Source organism: Mucilaginibacter gossypiicola (genome assembly GCF_900110105.1).
Classification (GTDB): domain Bacteria; phylum Bacteroidota; class Bacteroidia; order Sphingobacteriales; family Sphingobacteriaceae; genus Mucilaginibacter; species Mucilaginibacter gossypiicola.
In genome coordinates this window covers 133451-152723 of record NZ_FOCL01000007.1, presented here as the reverse complement: position 1 = coordinate 152723, position 19273 = coordinate 133451, and the positions used below count along the sequence as shown (strand labels likewise).

Annotated in this window: 18 protein-coding genes; 8 read left to right on the top strand and 10 right to left on the bottom strand. The window is 42.0% G+C overall.

The genetic code is table 11. The features are described from left to right. Positions 1-30 precede the first annotated feature (30 nt). Together BMX50_RS22430 and BMX50_RS22425 are read right to left on the bottom strand one after the other, a co-directional pair. Positions 31-1173 (bottom strand): FecR family protein, encoded by a 1143-nt coding sequence (locus BMX50_RS22430; RefSeq protein ID WP_091214250.1) that lies wholly within the window; start codon positions 1171-1173, stop codon positions 31-33. A gap of 79 nt (positions 1174-1252) precedes the next feature. Further along, the gene (locus BMX50_RS22425) at positions 1253-1852 is read right to left on the bottom strand and encodes an RNA polymerase sigma factor (protein ID WP_091214245.1); all 600 of its coding nucleotides are present in this window, start codon (positions 1850-1852) and stop codon (positions 1253-1255) included. A gap of 301 nt (positions 1853-2153) precedes the next feature. Between BMX50_RS22425 and BMX50_RS22420 the strand changes: the two genes are divergently transcribed. Then, complete coding sequence (locus BMX50_RS22420; protein WP_244281078.1) at positions 2154-2849, top strand: response regulator transcription factor; 696 nt, start codon at positions 2154-2156, stop codon at positions 2847-2849. A gap of 178 nt (positions 2850-3027) precedes the next feature. On the opposite strand, the gene BMX50_RS22415 is transcribed toward BMX50_RS22420, so the two are convergent. From BMX50_RS22415 to BMX50_RS22400, 4 genes are all read right to left on the bottom strand, one after another. After that, the gene (locus BMX50_RS22415) at positions 3028-4362 is read right to left on the bottom strand and encodes a glycosyltransferase (RefSeq protein ID WP_091214240.1); all 1335 of its coding nucleotides are present in this window, start codon (positions 4360-4362) and stop codon (positions 3028-3030) included. Positions 4363-4476: 114 nt separating this feature from the next. Then, positions 4477-5124 (bottom strand): response regulator, encoded by a 648-nt coding sequence (locus tag BMX50_RS22410; RefSeq protein ID WP_091214237.1) that lies wholly within the window; start codon positions 5122-5124, stop codon positions 4477-4479. A gap of 51 nt (positions 5125-5175) precedes the next feature. Beyond that, the gene (locus tag BMX50_RS22405; RefSeq protein ID WP_167668070.1) at positions 5176-8268 is read right to left on the bottom strand and encodes a sensor histidine kinase; all 3093 of its coding nucleotides are present in this window, start codon (positions 8266-8268) and stop codon (positions 5176-5178) included. A gap of 210 nt (positions 8269-8478) precedes the next feature. After that, a complete protein-coding gene (locus BMX50_RS22400; protein ID WP_091214227.1) occupies positions 8479-9267 on the bottom strand; it encodes an alpha/beta hydrolase in 789 nt (262 codons plus the stop codon). A gap of 454 nt (positions 9268-9721) precedes the next feature. Here BMX50_RS22400 and BMX50_RS22395 point away from each other — a divergent pair, with 454 nt between their 5' ends. After that, complete coding sequence (locus BMX50_RS22395) at positions 9722-10180, top strand: hypothetical protein (RefSeq protein WP_091214222.1); 459 nt, start codon at positions 9722-9724, stop codon at positions 10178-10180. Here BMX50_RS22395 and BMX50_RS22390 read toward each other — a convergent pair. Both BMX50_RS22390 and BMX50_RS22385 read right to left on the bottom strand, forming a co-directional pair. Beyond that, the gene (locus BMX50_RS22390; protein WP_091214217.1) at positions 10177-10605 is read right to left on the bottom strand and encodes a Rid family detoxifying hydrolase; all 429 of its coding nucleotides are present in this window, start codon (positions 10603-10605) and stop codon (positions 10177-10179) included. The genes BMX50_RS22395 and BMX50_RS22390 overlap by 4 nt on opposite strands. Before the next feature lie 117 nt (positions 10606-10722). Continuing rightward, complete coding sequence (locus BMX50_RS22385; protein WP_091214212.1) at positions 10723-11970, bottom strand: MFS transporter; 1248 nt, start codon at positions 11968-11970, stop codon at positions 10723-10725. A gap of 238 nt (positions 11971-12208) precedes the next feature. Between BMX50_RS22385 and BMX50_RS22380 the strand changes: the two genes are divergently transcribed. Together BMX50_RS22380 and BMX50_RS22375 are read left to right on the top strand one after the other, a co-directional pair. Beyond that, entirely contained in the window at positions 12209-12508 is a 300-nt protein-coding gene (locus tag BMX50_RS22380) for a hypothetical protein (protein WP_091214206.1), read from the top strand. Between the two features lie 6 nt (positions 12509-12514). Beyond that, a complete protein-coding gene (locus BMX50_RS22375) occupies positions 12515-12928 on the top strand; it encodes a hypothetical protein (RefSeq protein WP_091214200.1) in 414 nt (137 codons plus the stop codon). 17 nt (positions 12929-12945) lie between these two features. Here BMX50_RS22375 and BMX50_RS34615 read toward each other — a convergent pair whose 3' ends face one another. Further along, complete coding sequence (locus BMX50_RS34615; RefSeq protein ID WP_167668068.1) at positions 12946-13110, bottom strand: hypothetical protein; 165 nt, start codon at positions 13108-13110, stop codon at positions 12946-12948. A 34-nt stretch (positions 13111-13144) separates the two neighbouring features. Here BMX50_RS34615 and BMX50_RS22370 point away from each other — a divergent pair, with 34 nt between their 5' ends. The 4 genes from BMX50_RS22370 (at position 13145) to BMX50_RS22355 (ending at position 18690) form a co-directional block, all read left to right on the top strand. Further along, positions 13145-14725: a DHA2 family efflux MFS transporter permease subunit gene (locus tag BMX50_RS22370; protein WP_091214196.1), complete on the top strand. Its 1581-nt coding sequence runs from the start codon at positions 13145-13147 to the stop codon at positions 14723-14725. A 133-nt stretch (positions 14726-14858) separates the two neighbouring features. Then, positions 14859-16130, top strand: coding sequence for an epoxide hydrolase family protein (locus tag BMX50_RS22365; RefSeq protein ID WP_091214192.1), 1272 nt, complete (start codon positions 14859-14861; stop codon positions 16128-16130). Between the two features lie 26 nt (positions 16131-16156). Further along, positions 16157-17647, top strand: coding sequence for a catalase (locus tag BMX50_RS22360; RefSeq protein WP_091214188.1), 1491 nt, complete (start codon positions 16157-16159; stop codon positions 17645-17647). A 434-nt stretch (positions 17648-18081) separates the two neighbouring features. Further along, positions 18082-18690, top strand: coding sequence for a LytR/AlgR family response regulator transcription factor (locus BMX50_RS22355; RefSeq protein ID WP_091214183.1), 609 nt, complete (start codon positions 18082-18084; stop codon positions 18688-18690). A gap of 113 nt (positions 18691-18803) precedes the next feature. On the opposite strand, the gene BMX50_RS22350 is transcribed toward BMX50_RS22355, so the two are convergent. Then, on the bottom strand, positions 18804-19262 hold the full coding sequence (locus BMX50_RS22350) for a hypothetical protein (protein WP_091214180.1): 459 nt from the start codon (positions 19260-19262) through the stop codon (positions 18804-18806). Positions 19263-19273: the final 11 nt, after the last annotated feature.

Here is a 19273-nt window from a genome sequence, read left to right as displayed (position 1 = left end):
GAAACCTTTGTCCAGGGCGAATACTGAGGGTTATTTGGATACAATTATTTGTCTTCCTTCGATATGAAAGTGTACTTTCCCGGTGAGCTCCAGGATACTTAGGCTCTCTGCAACACCCGAATTCCGGTTAATTGTACCTCCAAATTTGTCTTCGGGAATAGGGCCATCAAATGTTACCTGCATATCATACCATCTGGCAATTACCCGCATAATATGCTGGATATTATCATCCTGAAACTCAAACTGATCGCTTTTCCAGGCTACAGCCTCACCGGTTTCAACCGCATTTACACTGAAAGTACTTTTACCCAAAACAGCCTGTTGCCCGGGTAACAAGAAACGAGTGACATGGTTTGCGGCACTGGTTACTTTGACCTTACCTTCAAGCAGCGTTGTTTTAACGGCGGAGTCATCATCATAAGCGCTGATATTAAAGTGCGTTCCTAAAACCTCTACCGTTTGGTTATTGCTGGCCACCCTAAAAGGCTTCGCGGCGTTATGCGCTACCTCAAAATAAGCTTCTCCTTTTAACTCAATCCTGCGTTCACTGCCGGTAAAAGCTGTAGGGTACCGCAACGATGAGGCGGCATTGATCCAAACTTTGGTTCCGTCCGGTAGCACCACAATCTGGTAATGAGCGCCGCTTGGTACCAGCAGGGAATTATACGCGATCTCTTTGTTGTCGGCCTGATGCTCCATGCCTTGCTGATAACTTAACACACCGTCGGCCAGCCGGGTAACCAAACCGAAATTCTGGTTGATCAGCTGTTCGCTTTTAGATTTGTGCAGGGTTACTTCCTTGCCATCTGTGAGGATCAGTGTGGGCAACCTTTCGGGTATTACAGCAACACGATTTTGGTCATTATCACCCGGCAAACCGGTTCCATTATATTTTAGTAAAACGAAGAGCCCAACGGATAAGATAAATACAACAGAAGCCGCAACTGCGATCCTTGGCCAAATACTTCTGACTTTAGCTTGAGTTTGCAATCCTGCCCGTTGCCGCGTTCCGGCCCAAAGCTCAGCCGCCAAGTGATCGAACTTATCATCATCTGAAAGTTTCCTTTTATCCGATTCAAAAAGGTACCAGTTTTCAACTAACGCGCGTTCTTCGGGAGTAGCTGTATTATCCAGATACTTTGCTATTAATTGATCGGCTTCCTGTTGGTTCATCGTTTTGATACTTTAAAAAATGATATTTAAAGTAAAAACACATGAAAACACGCTGGGGGGTATTGCAGTTGAAAAAAAATTACACTTTTTTAAAAAATGAAAGCAGCATCAGGAGCGTTACTGCTCTATCAGGATCCTTAAGGTTTACCCTAAGCCTTTTAAGCGACTTATGAATTTGCTTTTTTACCGTTTCTTCCGAAGTGCCTAAACTTTCGGCTATTTCTTTATGAGTTAAGTTCTGTTTACGGCTCATTTCAAAAACCTGACGCATCTTAGGTGGCAGCGCTTCAATTTCCCTTTCAATAGCGGCCAAAAGATCGCGCTCTTCCAGGTAATGAAGTGTATCTACACTGGCTTCGCTTGCAAATTGCGCCAGTGAACCCAGGTATTCGTCGCGGAATTTCTGCTGACGGATATGGTTTAACACCATATTACGTGCCGACACGTATAAATAGCCTGCCAAATTTCCCTGCGCCGGAATCTTATTAGCTTTTGTCCATAAAGTGCTAAAAAGTTCCTGTAAGATATCTTTGGAATCCTCTTCATCCCGTAGCATTTTATAGATATGGGCATACATTAAACGCCAGTAGCGCCGGTAAATTTCAGTATAAGCCAGCTCGTCGCCCGATCTGAGCAAATCGGTAAGTTCGGCATCGTTATATACGGTGTAAGCTAACATTCTAATTGCCAAATATAAAGATTATCCTGTTGGCCATTGGTTTCACACGTTACATCATGAGATTTCCATGATCGTACATAATAAAACTTACACACGGGATAGTCGATGTACGGCAAACTAATTTGTCTCATTCAAGGGCCAATTCGCCAAGCTCAACAACTTTTCCTTTTCAACCGCGGTTTTAACGGGCTTAATTTGAACATGCAAATAAAATTAACCCGGCGAACAGATTAATATAGCAGTGATAAATTACCGTTATGTTACATTTTGTTTTAGGGAAACAACTTAACAAGTATTTATTATGATGAATAATATTAATGAGCGAATGAGCTGTATAAACAACAACCATTCATTAAGGATAGCCATTTTTGACGATAACAAAAATATAAGGAACACTATGGTCATGACCCTCAATTCGGAGATCATGTTTAACGTTGTGGGGGTGTATAACAACTCCAAAAACAGTATCAAAAACCTGGTGAACATTAAAACAGACCTGGTGATCATAGATATCGCCTCATCCGGCTTTAGCGGAATCGAAACCATAGAACAGTTAAAAAACGAACTCCCTTGTGTTCAGATACTCGTGCAAACAAGCTTTGAGGAGGATGCACTTATATATCAATCGATCCTGGCCGGCGCGTCGGGGTATATTTTAAAAAGCGATGTGAAGCTAACCTTAGTTAAAGCAGTTAAAGAGTTAAGGAACGGAGGTTCGCCCATGAGCCCCCCTATCGCCCGCAAGGTGATCAATATGATCAAGCATAATATGGGCCATTTTAATGCTATCAAAAAATCAACAGACTACAAGCTGACAGGCAGGGAAAAGGAGGTTTTGGCCTGCATTGTTAAAGGGAAAAACTATAAAATGACGAGCTATGAATTAAACATTTCGTATGAAACGGTTCGCAGCCATGTGAAACACATCTATGAAAAGCTGCATGTTGCTTCACTAACCGAATTAGTTGCCAAATCTATCAACTTTAATATTGTATAAAATAAGGCAAAAGCCTTCGGGATCTATCAACCCGGACTTTGTCAAGAAAAATCTTTTTGTTTGGTTTCGTTTGTTTGGTTTAGAATGCGGTATCAAAGCCGCATTCTTTTTTTAAAGCTAAAAAGGGCGGCACAAATTTATTTATTCGCGCCGCCCTTACAATTTATCACATTTTAGGTTATGCTACATTGATCGTATTATATTGGTTCAACAACTCAACCAGGTATTTTGCGCAAAGCTCCCTTGCATCGTATTGCTCCATCTCATCTGCCAAAGCAGTAATATTATTTTTATAAACAGGATCGGCCAATACATTTACAACGGCATTTCTGATCTCATCCGGGGTTGGTCGTTCAGTTCTCAAGTCTATACCATATTTAAAGTGCCCCAGCCGTGCACATATTTCGGCCTTTCCCTCAAATAGCCCCGCGGCAACCATGGGCAGCCTGTTTTTAATACCTAAAAGTGTTCCGCCGTAGCCTCCGTTAGTGATATAGACATTTGCAAAGGGCATCACTTCATCGAAAGGAATATAATCCTCAATGATGAGGTTATTGTAGGGGTATTTAGTTCTTAACTCGTGTGTCTGGTTTCCGCCGGTAGTTGCAATAACAAGGGTATCGGTACCTTTAAATGCTTCTAAAGTAGGCCCCAACAGCTTTGTGATATCATTTTCGATAGTACCTTGTGTAACAAGAACAACTTTTTTATATTCATCCAAGCGCTTGTCATCCCAGCGATTTTCGTTTGCAGGTGCCGAATAAGGGAGCAAGGAGCCTATAAAACGTACGTTCTTTCCAATGTTACCGCGGGTATATTCAAATGATGGAGAACCGATCTGAAGATACAGATCAGATGTCTTTATCAGCATATCAAATACATTTGTCCTTTGATGCTGGATATCGTAACGGCTTAAAAGTGAAGAAAGACAATCAATGTGTTCTTTATAAACCTCATCATTAAACGTCTTATTTAACCGCGCTATATGCTCCCGTTCCTCGCTGTTTGCAGGTGGATAGAAACCCGGGCCATATGGTCCTAAATCGTCCGAAACTTCAGCCAGCGGGATTATGCCGATGGATATGACCGGAACATCAAGCATGGCAGAAAGGTAAGGTATGGCCGGGAACATACTTTCAGCTATGATAGCCTCAAACGGAAACTCCTGCTGCAGGTCCCTGATATCCTCAAAATGATCGGGTCCGGGCTTAATGAATATATTGATCATATCAAAATTTGCCTTTTGCCCGGCATCGGTTAAAAACTTTCTCTGCGGAAACAAACTGTGTATGTTGTTGGCATTAATATCGATAGCTTTCAAAAAAGGGAAATGCGGAATACCCAGCTTTTTTAATTTGGCTTCATGAACTACCGAGGTATACCAGCGCACATCGGCGCCGTTATCTGCTAAAAATTTGGCAAGGCCTGTAAGCGGATTAAAATGTCCGTCTGCTGCTATCGTTGCGATCAGGATTTTCTTTCCTGTTAATTCTTTTAATGTTGCTTGATTCATATGTATTTGTCAGTACCTTTTATTTATAGCAAATATGGACTGACAGGTACAAAACGGCTATCCCCTAATGTGGTGAATATAGTAACCCAAAGTATCTTGGGGGCAGGTTTTCTGCTACACAATATTTTGATTGATAGCTTTCGCCACTACCTCTGTTAGTGAAGCTACATGCAATTTTTCGTAGATCTTTTTGATATGACTGCGAACTGTTTCATATGAAATATTCAATTCGTAAGCAATCATCTTATAACTAAGTCCGTTTACAATGGCGCTCAGTACTTCTTTTTCCCGCGGGGTAAGGTTATACTCTTCACTGGGTTTCCGGCGACTTTTTTCGCCGCTATTTTGGAGTAACTGAAGTACTTTCCGGGCGATGGAGGGGCTCATGGGAGATCCGCCGGTTTTTAGCTCTTTAATGGCATCTGTAAGGGAACTGTTAAGCTGGTTCTTCAAAATATACCCCGCAGCTCCCGCGCAAATCGAATCGAAAACACGCTCGTCATCTTCAAAAACCGTTTGAATAAGAATCTGAACATGCGGAAACTCCCGGGTTAAGATCCTCACAGCTTCGATGCCATTGATGCCGGGCATTTCTATATCCATTAAAACAACATCGGGCCTCGAGGTAAATACATTATCTACGCAATGTTTTGCATCGCTAAATGTCCCTACCACTTCAAAATCCGGATCGGTGTTTAATAACATGATTACACTGTTCCGGATATTCTTGTTATCGTCAAATATAGCTACCCTGATACTCATTGTCTTATGTATTTATTCTTTAATCTGTTCAAAATCTGCTGCATGTTGGAGTTACAAGTTTCCGAACGTAAAATTTATGGTTGTTCCCCGTCCTGGCGAGCTTTTCACAAGCAATATCCCATTGAGCTCTGCTACACGGCATTTTATATTGCGCAATCCATTCCCCCCTTCAGCAACAGAAACCGCTTGTGCCAGTTTTTCTTCATAATTGAAACCTATGCCATCGTCGCATACTTTTAAATTAATTTTACTGCCCCTCAATCGTATATCTACTGCTATTTTTTTACAGTTTGAGTGTTTAATGGCGTTATTTAAAGTTTCTTTAAGGATGAGGAAAAAGTTCTTCCTCGTCTCCATTTCCAATGTCAGTTTCAGCAGCCGTTGATCGCAAGCCAGGGAGAAAGCGATATTTTTGGCTACGCATAAAGGTTGTGCATATGACCGGATCTTCTGTATGATACTGCTCATCTGATCATTATTGGGGTTGATGGACCAAACAATATCAGACATCTCTGAAATGGTATCATCGGCGGTTTCCCCTATTGTTTGCAAAACTTCGCTTAGCCTTTCTTTCTTTTGTTGTTGCTGATATATGCGTGCAACTTTACTGTATATAGAGATACTGCTTAAAGTTGAACCAATTTGATCATGCAGGTCCTGCGCAATGCCGTTCCTGATAGATTGGCGCTTTAAAAAATCGTTAACACGGTAGCGATAAAACAAATAACATAGTGGCCCAATAATCAGGATGATCAACGTGTAAAACCACCACGTGCGCCAAAACGGAGGGCTTATAACAATAATTATTGATGCAAATTTGTTAACAGCACTTCCATTCCAGTTAGATGCCCTGACCTTGAAAAGATAACGCCCCCCTGCCAGGTTAGAATAACTTGCATAATTCCGCTTATCAGCATCTACCCAATCTTTATCCACCCCTTCAAGTATATAATCATAATGCATATGATTGCTACTGTATTCGGGTGCCGAAAACTCAAGGGAAAAATAATTTTGATTGTGATTTAACCTGATTGTTTTGTTTTCGAGCAAATAACTGTATGAGGTGTTGAATATCTTAAAGTCGGTAAAATATACATCCGGTTCGTTTTCGATCTTCCCAATGTTGGCCGGGTTAAATTCGATATAGAAATTTGTACCGCCTGCATAGAGATTTCCGTGGGGATCCTTGTATATGTAACCTTTAACACCACCATTATATTTTAAATCGGGCAGGTCATAACAGCTATATATGCAGCTTTCCGGATTATACTCATGCATATGGCCATTACATATCATCCATAGGTTTCCGCGGGCATCGGGGCATATGCCTTCGGTAAGATTACTGGATCCGGGAATATGATAGAAACGTTGCTCCTTTTTATTAAAATAATTAAGCCCGCCACCATAGGTACTTACCCACAGGTTTCCTTTTTTATCTCCTTCTATATCATAAACATCATTGCTGCTTATCGATGCATGATCGTATATATCGTTTGTAAAATAATTAAAGATTGTTGCACCCTGCCGTAAAGTGCCCAAACCGTACTTATCCGTTGCCAGCCACAACGTCCCATTTCCATCCTTATAAAATTTCTTTACTACATTATCCTTAACATTTAACTTTTTTATTCCGCCTTGTACAGCATCTGCTCCCGAAATCCATTGCTTTTTAATAAAATCATAATACGTTAAATAATGTCCATACGGTGATACAAGTAATGCCGGATGGTTAGCTATGGTATCCCGGACAATGGATACCACCCTCGAACCGGTCAGTTTTTTCATGATCAGATCTTCGTTTGTGTGAGGTAAAAGCATTACCCGGTTCAAAGCAGGATCATATCTGAATAAAGAATAATCGGTACCTAAATAAAACGTACCATCATCATCTATGTAAAACTTGGTTATAGCAAGGTCTTTCCCGTTGTAAGTTATGCTTCGATGTTCGTAATTATTGCCTTTATTATGCTTAATATAAATGCCTTCACTTGTCGCAATCCAGAGATTGTTAGATTTAGGCTCACGATAAAAATCGAATACAGTGAGGTCTTTTTTTATTGGTTTCGGCAAATAGTACTGGCTGAACGGAGAATAAACCGGGTCAAAAATGCTGATCCCATTATCTGTACCGATCCATATAATTCCGCTGCGATCTGTAAACACCACATTTACATGATCATCAACAAGCGCACCTTCCTGATCAGTATGCCGGTACGTGGTGAATTGCATGTCTGCCGGGTCAAACACGGTTACGCCACTGCCTTCAGTCCCCATCCAAATTTTGCCTTGCATATCGGTAGCAAAGGAAACGATTACATCCTGCGGTATTTTTTTGGTGGTCAAGCCCGGAAGTAAAACCTGCTCGGCACCTGTGCGCAATTGATAAGTGTACAGTTTTTTATCCCGGTCGCCATACCACATCTGGCTATTGTGGTCTTTGAATATTGACGCGATCGAACTGCGGGACGCCTTACCATAAGGCCCAACATAATGCTTATCAAGACGAAAGTTGAGTGTATGTGTATTGATTTTCAGCAAGCCGCCATCCTCCCGGCCAACCCATAACGTGTCTGTACCAGCCATAGCCAATGACAAGATATTTCTGCTGCCAGTTTTAACGGGCACATCAAACCTGCCGCTTTTCTTATTCAGCCTAACAACAAAACTGTTACTTGTAGCCAGCCATAAATTACCATCATTATCCTCGGCAATTTTGTTGATGTGATTTTCCGGGATCCCCCCGGGTTTATGCGCGTTAAACTTGTATTGCTTAAATTGTTTTGATGCCTCCAGATGATAATTGTATCGGGTTATTCCTCCGTCGGCTGTAGCGATCCACAAATTACCCGATTTGTCTTCAAGCATATCGGTAATGATATTGCCTGCTACACAGGTAGTATCATTGGGTTGGTTTTTATATATGGTAAAAAAATGGCCGTCATACCTGTTCAAACCGTCTTCCGTACCGAACCATAAAAAGCCCCGTTTATCCTGCAGAATGCAATTGACCTTAGGATGCGACAAACCGTATTCTGTTCCGATATTTCGAAAAAAAGGGGTTGAAGCCGGGCATAACACAGAGAGGCCGGTCAGAAATAGCCCAATTAAAATTTGAGCAGTATAAAAAACAAGCGGCTTGTTCACGACAGGTGATGATTTGTTAGATGGTATAGCAGAGGGACTAAAAAACAAAGTTGCAGCTGTTTGAATTAAAGTTTTATCCCCAATAATGGGGAATTGCAGCTGCTGAAATAAAAAGCTTATTAAAGAGATTTTGTCCAAAAATGCTTAACTAAGCACGGGACGATCTGTAAAACAGCCGTCCCGATACTAATTTATTGAACAAAAACTGATTTATTTTTTACCCGGATCTTTGGCGGCAGCTTCAATAACACGTGCTACAGCGGCAGGTTGCGAAATAAATACAACGTGGCTGCCTTTTACCTCGGTTACTACAGCGCCGGCACGTTTGTACATAGCACGCTCCAGTTCAGGATTGATGGCTTTATCTTCTGTAGCTACTACTGCATAAGTTGGTTTGTTTTTCCAGGCGGCCTGTGTTAAAGGCGCAACAAAACTTGAACCAACAATTGGCTGTTGCGAATCAAACATAAAAGCTGCTTTTGCTTCACTCAGATCGGCAGCAAAGCATTCGTGGAAAAGCGCTTTATCAAAATAGGCATAGCCATTTTTATCCGCAGGCAGGATGCCATTTTTTGGAAGCGCCGGACCAGACTGATAAACATCTAAGGTTGATTGCCCAACTTCAGGAGCGAAAGCTGCAACATATACCAGGCTCGCTACTTTTGGTGATACGCCAGCTTCGGTAATTACCGAACCGCCCCATGAATGGCCCACTAATACAGCCGGGCCATCTTGCTTTTCCAAAGCACGATTAGTAGCCGCAACATCATCATTTAAAGAGGTAAGCGGATTTTGAACAAGCGTTACATTATAGCCATCCTTCTTTAAAATTTTATAAACACCCTCCCAGCCCGATGCATCGGCAAAGGCTCCGTGTACTATAACAATATTTTTTACAGGAGCTGTAGTTTGTGCTGCACTATTTTTAGGGCTAAATGCAAATAACAGTGCTGCTGCAGCTGCTAAAGTTAATTTGGCGAAATTAGTTTGAGTCTTCATTTTGTTGTGTTTTTCTTAATTTTTACTCAAAAGTATGATCCTCCGCAGCCTGTAAACACCTTATGTCTGTCAACCCGACAAACTCGGCATTGAATTAGACATTTTAGATATTGGATAATTCCGACACCCAATCTTATAACAGAAGCCTTTGCCTTTGCCTTTTACAATATCTGAGCGCAAGTACACCTTTCTGTTCATTACCACTAACAGGGATCGGCGACGCAAATTTGATGTACATATTCAACCAACAGACTTCAATTTCCCATTATTTTAATACTACTTATGTTCCCGGTCTGCTCGGCTTGCATATTGGCCATTCCACGGTATGGTTTGTCTGTTTAACCAGGTTAAGGATTGGGTTTAGCAAGCTGCAGCGATACTTTTGACTCAGTTATTTAAACAAACAAATAAAACAGGTGCTAAACACCAAAACATACCTTAAACAAAAACAGTCATGAAAAAATTAATCTTAGCCGCAGTAGTTTCATTATTTGCAATAAATACAAATGCTCAAATAGCGCAGCCTCAAACATTAAACACTACAGAACAAGCGGTTACATTTACTGTCAATATAACTTCGATGTTGAAGATCACTATGCCCCGCGTTGGCCGGGCTGAAACAGCAAAACTGGCAGAAACCTATACAACCTTGCCATACTATAAATTTGCGAACCAACAACAATCCTCCTCATTTAAAAACCCTTATAGCAATGAAGATATCCGCATCAGCCTTTATGCTATGCCAAATCACATGTTCGTCGAAGCCCGGGATAATGGTCAGTTAACCGAGAGACTGAAAGCTATTTTCCCTTTAAATAGTCTCGCAGGTCAATCAGCTAAAGTGAATTTTTTTAAGAATTTCTTCCCCGAAAATCACAATTATCGCTTGGAGAATATGGTAGCCGGCATTTAATTACTGTGCTTATTTTGCCCGGCAGTTACTGCAATTTCAACACTTGCACCTAATGGTAAATCGGCAACAGCAATACAGGTACGGGCCGGATACGGAGCATTGAAATATTTAGTATAAACCTTGTTAAATTCGGCGTAGCGGTTAATATCTTTTAAATAGATGACCACATTAATAACCGAAGAAAAATCGGATCCCGACTCTTTCAATAACCTCGAGATATTTTGCATAACCTCGTTTACCTCTGACTCAAAGCTTGTGGTAACCAGCTTACCGGTTATTGCGGATATACCCACCTGGCCGGATGTATAGACGATCCCATTGCTTACTTTATAGGCGCTGTAAGGCCTGACAGCATTAATAGATTGAGCATTAGCGGTGATGGAGAAAGTCGCCAAAAAGAATAGTAGTATTAAGCCTGATCGCATAGTGTTATCGTTATTTAAGTTTCAACTGAATTTTAATTTGCAAAATTCATTCTTCCCGTTAAAAGAAAACATCCCCACTTTGGGGGATGCTTACCTTACCGATGCATTGGTAAATGGTTATATATTTTCGGTGTAATCCAGGTTTGCCCCAAAACTTTCCTTTATCCCTAACAGGGCCCAAAATGCCAGAATTAATGTGAGCGCACCCACAACTATCCCGGCAGATACCAACGACCCATTAAAAAGCCCCCTGCAGTATTGAAAGAAAAACAACAACGGAACAACTGCGCCCCTCACAAAATTGGGCACAGTGGTGGCAACTGTAGCACGAATATTGGTACCAAATTGTTCGGCAGCGATAGTTAAAAAAAGTACCCAGTAACCGGCCGCAAACCCAAAGAGTGCACACACGGTGTAAAATTGAAACAGGCTGAGGTTTTGGAGAAACAGGTAAACTGAAATAGCAGCCATTGTAAGTGTCAAAAATATGGCAACCACTTTTACACGGCTTTTCAGATACTGACTAAGCAAACCGCTGCATATATCGCCAATCACCGTACCGCCATAGGTTACCGCTACGGCGGTCCCTGCACTCACTATTCCTTTTACGTTGAGTTCTTTACCAAACTCTGGTGATAGGGTAATCAAAATACCTACGCCAAACCAAAGCGGCAGGCCAATTAAAATACATTTAAGATATTTTACAAACCGTTCGCGGTTAGTGAACAAGGCAAAAAAATCTCCCCTTCTGATACCCGTTTTCTTCGACTCGCTGAACATGCCTGACTCTGAAACCCCAATTCTGAGTAATAAAAGCAAAATGCCAAGTGCTCCTCCTATAATGAATGCGGTACGCCAATCAAAATAAACAGCAACAAAACGGGCAGCAATTGCTCCGCTAATCCCTACTCCGGCAATAATAGTAGTGGCATATCCACGCTTTTGCGCAGGCATTAATTCAACAACAAGCGTAATCCCTGCCCCAAGCTCGCCCGCAAGCCCAAATCCGGCTATGAAACGAAAAACTGCATACAAGTTAACCGTGTCAACAAATGCGTTGGCTATGTTGGCAAGTGAATATATTAATATCGATCCGAAGAGCACAGTTAACCTTCCCCGCTTATCCCCCAATATCCCCCAGCAAACTCCCCCAACCATTAAACCGGCCATTTGTACATTCAGCAGGAAAATACCCGGTGCAACTGCCCCGGCGCCGGTAAAACCTAACGATTTTAAACTCGGCAATCTAACAATGCTAAACAACAACAGGTCGTAAATATCTACAAAGTAACCTAATGATGCCACGATGATAGCGGCAAGCGGCAGTGCATTTTTTAACGGGATATTCCCGTAAGTGTTTTTCATATATGTAAATCCTTTTAAATTTTTCAAAGGCACAAAAGTCAGGGAATAACATTTTGGTGGGTATTACCAAAAATGGGGAGATAAAGCTTTCGGAAACAGGAGCATCTTTTTCAGAGACATTGGGTACACTGCACCGGGATATTAATAACGCAACCCATTTTTCAGTTATCCTACCCAACTTTGGGGATGTACACGCTTTTTATTGCTGGATACTTTTGCATCTTAAATTTAAGATAACATGCAAATCAACCAAAGCGATGGCAACGGTTTCAATATTAGTATAAGGACTATATCCGCAGTCGATAATGATACCGGGGCCGTCAAACTTCTTTCTGCCGGTGACCTCGGCGAGCAGGTAAAAGAATTCATCACCTCAGCCTTACTTCCCGGGCAGGACATCCATCTTGCCGTAAGCTTCGAAAAATGGGATAACGCCTGTGTTCTGGAGGAAACCGTTTACCGAATTATGCCAAATAGGGAAACAGAGCATACGTCAGACTATAACAGGAACTATTGGATAGAAACTAAAATCAAATAAATAACAATGTACAGGATACTATTTTCCACTTTAATACTGGTTGGTATTTTCAAATCAGTAAACGCACAGAGCATCAACGATGATAACAATTCAGGCAGCTCTTCATCTTTAAAAAATGCCTCATTTATAATTAACAAGCTAAACCCTTTATCTGTTGAAACTACATTTCAGGGATCGGCCCCATATTACAAATTTGGTCTTGACCTATCCAGTACCAGGGCCGTGATGCCGGATGTTATACGTACCGGAAGCAACTGGTCGGCACAAGGCAAAAGCACCCAAAAAGCGGTCAATTTTGAAACGATAGACTATACGCAACTGGTACCGGTATTGGTTGCGGCAATGCAGGAACAGCAAGCACAAATTACCGAATTAAAGAAACAAATTGCTGATTTAAAAAAAGAAACGGCAAGCCGTTAGTGTCATGGCAAGAAGTCTTAAACATTTGGACTTCCAGCGGCTGTTTGTCCGACCTTGTTATTTCCAATAATAATTAGAGAAAGCGGGATGATCTGCCCATTTTCAAAACCTGCATAGTCAAGTTGTTGTGATAACTGCGTTAAGTAAAGCCCACGCACCTCTAACAATTTAATTACCATCATTTGAACTACCATTCAAATTTAATCTCCTACAAAGATGCAACAAGATGAATCATTAATTGAGCGTGGGCCACGCTTAGCTATCATCACCATAACAGCAGTTTTTTGCGCTTTACTTGAAATAATTGATACCACCATAGTAAATGTTGCATTAAATAATATGCGCGGAAGCCTGGGGGCCACACTTAATGAAATAAGCTGGGTTATTACAGCCTATTCATTAGCCAATGTCATTGTTATCCCTTTAACCAGCTGGCTATCGCAGCAATTTGGCAGGCGTAATTATTTTGCTGCTTCCATTATAATATTTACAGTTTGTTCTTTTTTATGCGGCAACGCTCATTCTGTTACCGAGATCATTATTTTCAGGTTTATACAGGGTATGGGTGGCGGTGCTTTGCTGGTAACATCGCAGACTATTATTACCGAAAGCTGGCCTCCCGAAAAACGTGCCATGGCCCAGGCCATATATGTGTTGGGCATCATAGTAGGCCCTACGCTTGGTCCGCCGCTGGGAGGATATATTGTAGATAATTTTTCATGGCCTTTTATATTCTATATTAATATTCCCATTGGAATCGTAGCTACTTTATTAGCACTGATCTATGTAAAAAGTCCCCGCTATGAGCAAAAAAAATCAGCCAGCGAAATAGATTGGCTGGGTATAGCCCTGCTTACCATTGGGATATCCTCATTGCAATATATTTTAGAAAAAGGCCAGGAAGAGGATTGGTTTAACAGCCCATTAATTATCACGTTATCAATTACCTCTTTTCTGGGTTTGTACCTGTTTGTATGGAGGCAACTGGAAACAAGGTTTCCGGTTGTTAATCTCAGGGTATTTAAAAACAGGAATTTGAGCATAGGTGTAGCATTGTCATTTGTATTGGGCTTTGGCGCCTACGGATCTACGTTTGTAATACCTTTGTTCACGCAATCGGTATTAGGCTGGACAGCGCAGAAAGCCGGTTTACTTCAGTTGCCGAGCACGCTGTTTACCGCGTTAATGATGCCCCTTATTGCTACATTGATCCAAAGGGGTGTGCAGCAAAAATTTCTCATTGCCATCGGCATGTTCCTTTTTTATATCTTCTGTATGTTATGCTACCAGATAATTACGCCAACAACCGGTGGCGGCGATTTTTTCTGGCCTCTTATTATCAGGGGTATCGGGCTGGGCTTTCTGTCAGTCCCAATCAGCACCATGGCCTTATCAACATTAAAAGGCCAGGAGATTGGTCAGGGGGCTGCATTTACCGGAATGATGCGCCAGTTAGGTGGTTCGTTTGGGATCGCTTTGATTTCAACCTTCCTATCCAGGCAAACCAGTAAACACCGTGCAGGCCTGATCGGTCATCTGAATGCAAATGATATAAATGTGCAAAACCGGGTAAAACAACTTTCCGCAGGGTTTCGCGGGCACGGGCTGGACAGCCTGGCGTCACAGAAAGCCGCTGTTCAAATCATAGATAATGGGGTTAACACTCAAGCTACTTTGCTCTCTTATATGGACATTTTCATTATGGTAGGGATCGTGTTTGTTGTTTTTGTGCCATTTGTGCTGCTTCTTGTAAAAAAGTCAAAATCCAAAGTAAGCATGGCCGATGCAGCTCATTAATTTTCCGGCGGTTTCAATCAGCAGCAAAACTAAAATGTCTAAATCAGCATCAATTTTGTCTGGTTAAACTATTTATCGGTGTTGGCTGGTACCTCTTGAAGATACTTTCGCATAGTTAATTAAATAAATTACTATGAGAAACCTAAAAACCACCTTGCTGTCTGCGTTTTTTAGCGCGGCCGTAGGGCTGTGCACTTTACAAAGCAAAGCCCAAACACAACCTACTGTAAATAAGAATGATAAAAGCATTCGTCCATTTCACGTACATGTTACCGATGAACAACTCGCTGACCTCAAAAAAAGATTGCTTGCCACACGCTGGCCGGGACGTGAAACCGCAAATGACGAATCGCAGGGCTTACGCAAACAACAACTTCAAAACCTTGTAAAATACTGGGCATCGGGCTATGATTGGCGCAAAGGCGAAGCCAAACTAAACGCCCTGCCCATGTTTGTAACCAATATCGACGGACTCGATATCCAGTTCATTCACGTCCGTTCCAAACACCCTAAGGCCCTGCCGCTCATCATGACCCATGGCTGGCCAGGTTCGATATTTGAATTATTGAAAGTGATTGATCCGCTCACCAATCCAACAGCTTATGGCGGCAAAGCAGAGGATGCATTCGACGTTGTGATACCTTCATTACCGGGCTTCGGCTTTTCGGGCCAGCCGGCAAATACAGGCTGGGGCTCTGACCATATTGCACGCGCCTGGGGAGAGTTAATGAACCGATTGGGTTACAAGCAATTCGTATCTCAAGGCGGGGATTGTGGTTCTGTTATATCACAACGCATGGCTTTACAACATGTGCCGGGCCTTTTAGCCATCCATATCAATATGCCGGCCACAGTACCTCCGGATATCGCGGCGCACTTAACCAATGGAGACGACGCACCTGCCGGCCTGTCTGTTAAGGAAAAAGCTGCTTATGAATCATTGAACAACTTCTATAAAAACAATTGCGGTTATGCTGCGATGATGGTTACCCGCCCGCAAACTGTAGGGTATGCACTGGCAGACTCGCCGGTTGGCCAGGCTGCCTGGATGTACGACAAAATAGTGCAGTGGACATATAGCGGAGGCGAACCTGAAAAAGTGCTTAGCCGCGATGAGATACTTGATGATATATCACTTTACTGGCTAACAAACAGCGCCACTTCCGCAGCTCAGATCTATTGGGAAGATCACTCCAATAATTTTAATGCCCGTGAAATTTCAACGCCGGTAGCTGTAACGGTTTTTCCCGGCGAAATATACCAGGCACCTAAAACCTGGGCTGAGCGCTGCTATCACAACCTGATCTATTTTAATGAAGTGAATAATGGCGGCCATTTTGCAGCCTGGGAACAACCACAACTACTGGCTGAAGAAATCAGGGCTGCGTTTAAATCAGTACGCTAACGGCTTAGATAAACAATTCAAAAAACATGGCAGACAATAAATTAACCACCCGTACAGGTAGCCCTGTACCCGACAATCAAAACATAATGACCGCGGGCAAGCGGGGACCGGCATTGTTACAGGACACCTGGTTTTTAGAGAAGATGGCACATTTTGATCGTGAGGTAATACCTGAGAGACGAATGCATGCCAAAGGTTCAGGCGCATACGGTACCTTTAAGGTTACACATGACATCAGCAAGTATACCCGGGCAAAATTATTTGCAGAAATAGGTAAGGAAACGCCATTATTCGTCCGTTTTTCGACCGTAGCAGGTGAGCGTGGTGCTGCTGATGCAGAAAGAGATATCCGTGGTTTCGCCATCAAATTTTATACAGAAGAAGGCAATTGGGATTTAGTGGGTAACAATACCCCTGTATTCTTTTTACGCGACCCGCTGAAATTCCCGGACCTTAACCATGCCGTTAAACGTGATCCGCAAACTAACCTGAGAAGTGCCGATAACAACTGGGATTTCTGGACATTATTACCGGAAGCCCTGCACCAGGTAACCATTGTAATGAGCGATCGCGGACTGCCTAAAACCTACAGGCATATGGATGGATTTGGCAGCCACACCTTTAGCTTCATCAATGCAGACAAAAAACGATACTGGGTAAAATTTCATTTTAAAACGGCCCAGGGCATTCAAAACCTAAGCAACGAAGAAGCGGAAGCTTTAATTGGCAAAGACCGGGAAAGCCATCAGCGGGACCTGTTTGAGAGTATTGAAAAAGGTGATTTTCCAAAATGGTTGATGTATGTGCAGATCATGAATGAGGAAGATGCAGCTTCTTATCATATCAACCCATTCGATCTTACTAAAGTATGGCCGCACAACGATTATCCGCTGATACCTGTGGGTGAGCTAACGTTGAACCGTAATCCCGAAAATTATTTTGCTGAAGTAGAACAGGCCGCCTTCAACCCTGCAAACGTAGTACCAGGGATCGGTTTTTCGCCAGATAAAATGCTCCAGGGACGCCTGTTCTCTTACGGAGACGCGCAGCGGTACCGTTTAGGCATAAATCATCATCAAATCCCTGTAAACTCGTCTAAATGCCCATACCATTCCTACCATAGGGATGGAGCGATGCGTACCGATGGCAATTATGGCAGCACCAAATCATATGAGCCCAACAGTTTTAACCAATGGCAACAACAACCGGATTTTACAGAACCTCCGTTAGCTATCAATGGAGATGCTGCCCATTGGGACCACCTGGAAGATGATGATTACTTCAGTCAGCCTGGTAACCTTTTTCGTTTGATGTCCCCAAGCCAGAAAGAAGCTTTATTCTTGAACACCGCAGCGGCTATAGGCGGCGCGCAACAGTTTATCCAGATAAGGCACATCAGAAATTGCTACAAGGCAGATCCTGATTATGGACTGGGTGTTGCCGGCAAGCTGGGCCTGTCAATGCAGGTGGTCAACGATTTTGAAGGTTATGATATGCGTAAAATAACCACGATATAACAAAACCCGCAATCTGCCCCCATCCGATAAGCATGGGGGCTTTTTATTAGCTACAAATTCAAAAGAGCACACTTCAGATCCTGTTCTGCATAAAAAGGCAATCCTGTAACCGGGGTTGCCTTTTTATATAATGCAGCTTCGATAAATAATGAATATTTAGCACTGCCAGCTTAAATACAATGCAGATTTCTATGCTCATCAATGGGCGAATTAAATCGCGGGCATCATGAAATTAAGCGATTTCATGAAATACCCGTTATTTCCCAGCCGAGCAAAAACATGCAAAACACTAACAATCAAACATTTAATACAATGGTATATCGTTTGTATTTATCGAAACATCGTTATACCACTTGAAACACATCTGTAATGAAAAGAAAACAACGAAATATCCACCCAGTCATTGATCCACAAAACTAAAATGAATTTATGCTATGGAGAACTACAACGCTAAAACAAAAATGATCATCGACTTCCCCAAAAACGGCTTTGATTCGGACTTTATCTTAATTAAAGACTGTCTCCTTTATGTAGGAGGAAATGACGAATTTCACCATAATGAGTTATACCACAATAAGATTACACTCAAACAAAGCAACCATTTAAATGAAAATCATATTGTATATGCGGTACAGCCACAGGATAATCGTTTAGAGCAGGCCGTTCAGAACGAAAACATTTACCAACAGCAGACCAAGCGATGGAAACAAAGCTTTTTAGTATTTAAAAACCCCAAATACACTACTGTTTCAACAGATAATATAGCTTTCTTTTACATCAGAAATAACGCTGTATCAATGGTATGTTTTGATAAACAGGAGTATACGCTCAGCCAATCACTTGATCAGATCACTGCGGCAGTGTCGCCCGATCAATTTTTTCGTGTTAACCGCCAATACCTCATCAATTTCAAAGCCATAAAAGAAGCCGAACTTTATTTTATGCGCAAGCTGTATGTGAGATTGGTTATAGAAACGCCTGAGAAATTACTCATTAATAAAGAAAAATCACCTTTCTTTCTTTCCTGGATGGAGAACCGCTAAAATCTCTCTGGTTAACCGAATAAAAAATGTCATTCTTCGTGCATGAAGAATGACATTTTTTATTCGGACCGGCAATGTCCGAAGTTCCACTTAAACCTAAAAAGCCTTAGTTTTTATGGCAATATGGCGGCCCGCTGTTCTATTATAAAGCGAATCCGTTGATCGCGGTCAAATTTTGTGTTTAAAGACGAATAAACTTCACCCGGCTTAAATCCATAGTCGGCTCTGAATGGCTGTGTCCCAACCTGCGAAACTTGAAGGGTCTCAACAGAATATATCCCACCATTCATATTGGTTCCGTACCAACCTGGCATTTGCTTTTGCTTCCAGGTAACCAGGGTATAATGTGCTCCAGGCACTTGTTTCACCAGCGAATCATTGGCAGCTTGCAGGGCAACATTATTCCCATAAAGCATTAAAATATTCCCCTTTTTATTGTCGATCAATGAACAGATAGGTTTCTGATCTTTGACCTCGTATAAATATTCCGGAGCCAGCTCAGCATTCTTTTTCTGCCGGCAGCTTCCCAACAGCAGCGCGGCAGATAATGTGTATGAAATTATTTTCAACATAACCCTATATT

What these genes read in the sequence shown, in the direction of transcription:
- BMX50_RS22430 (WP_091214250.1), bottom strand. Translation starts at nt 1,173, where the DNA reads ATGAACCAACAGGAAGCCGATCAATTAATAGCAAAGTATCTGGATAAT.
- BMX50_RS22425 (WP_091214245.1), bottom strand. Translation starts at nt 1,852, where the DNA reads ATGTTAGCTTACACCGTATATAACGATGCCGAACTTACCGATTTGCTC.
- BMX50_RS22420 (WP_244281078.1), top strand. Translation starts at nt 2,154, where the DNA reads ATGATGAATAATATTAATGAGCGAATGAGCTGTATAAACAACAACCAT.
- BMX50_RS22415 (WP_091214240.1), bottom strand. Translation starts at nt 4,362, where the DNA reads ATGAATCAAGCAACATTAAAAGAATTAACAGGAAAGAAAATCCTGATC.
- BMX50_RS22410 (WP_091214237.1), bottom strand. Translation starts at nt 5,124, where the DNA reads ATGAGTATCAGGGTAGCTATATTTGACGATAACAAGAATATCCGGAAC.
- BMX50_RS22400 (WP_091214227.1), bottom strand. Translation starts at nt 9,267, where the DNA reads ATGAAGACTCAAACTAATTTCGCCAAATTAACTTTAGCAGCTGCAGCA.
- BMX50_RS22395 (WP_091214222.1), top strand. Translation starts at nt 9,722, where the DNA reads ATGAAAAAATTAATCTTAGCCGCAGTAGTTTCATTATTTGCAATAAAT.
- BMX50_RS22390 (WP_091214217.1), bottom strand. Translation starts at nt 10,605, where the DNA reads ATGCGATCAGGCTTAATACTACTATTCTTTTTGGCGACTTTCTCCATC.
- BMX50_RS22385 (WP_091214212.1), bottom strand. Translation starts at nt 11,970, where the DNA reads ATGAAAAACACTTACGGGAATATCCCGTTAAAAAATGCACTGCCGCTT.
- BMX50_RS22380 (WP_091214206.1), top strand. Translation starts at nt 12,209, where the DNA reads ATGCAAATCAACCAAAGCGATGGCAACGGTTTCAATATTAGTATAAGG.
- BMX50_RS22375 (WP_091214200.1), top strand. Translation starts at nt 12,515, where the DNA reads ATGTACAGGATACTATTTTCCACTTTAATACTGGTTGGTATTTTCAAA.
- BMX50_RS34615 (WP_167668068.1), bottom strand. Translation starts at nt 13,110, where the DNA reads ATGATGGTAATTAAATTGTTAGAGGTGCGTGGGCTTTACTTAACGCAG.
- BMX50_RS22370 (WP_091214196.1), top strand. Translation starts at nt 13,145, where the DNA reads ATGCAACAAGATGAATCATTAATTGAGCGTGGGCCACGCTTAGCTATC.
- BMX50_RS22365 (WP_091214192.1), top strand. Translation starts at nt 14,859, where the DNA reads ATGAGAAACCTAAAAACCACCTTGCTGTCTGCGTTTTTTAGCGCGGCC.
- BMX50_RS22360 (WP_091214188.1), top strand. Translation starts at nt 16,157, where the DNA reads ATGGCAGACAATAAATTAACCACCCGTACAGGTAGCCCTGTACCCGAC.
- BMX50_RS22355 (WP_091214183.1), top strand. Translation starts at nt 18,082, where the DNA reads ATGGAGAACTACAACGCTAAAACAAAAATGATCATCGACTTCCCCAAA.
- BMX50_RS22350 (WP_091214180.1), bottom strand. Translation starts at nt 19,262, where the DNA reads ATGTTGAAAATAATTTCATACACATTATCTGCCGCGCTGCTGTTGGGA.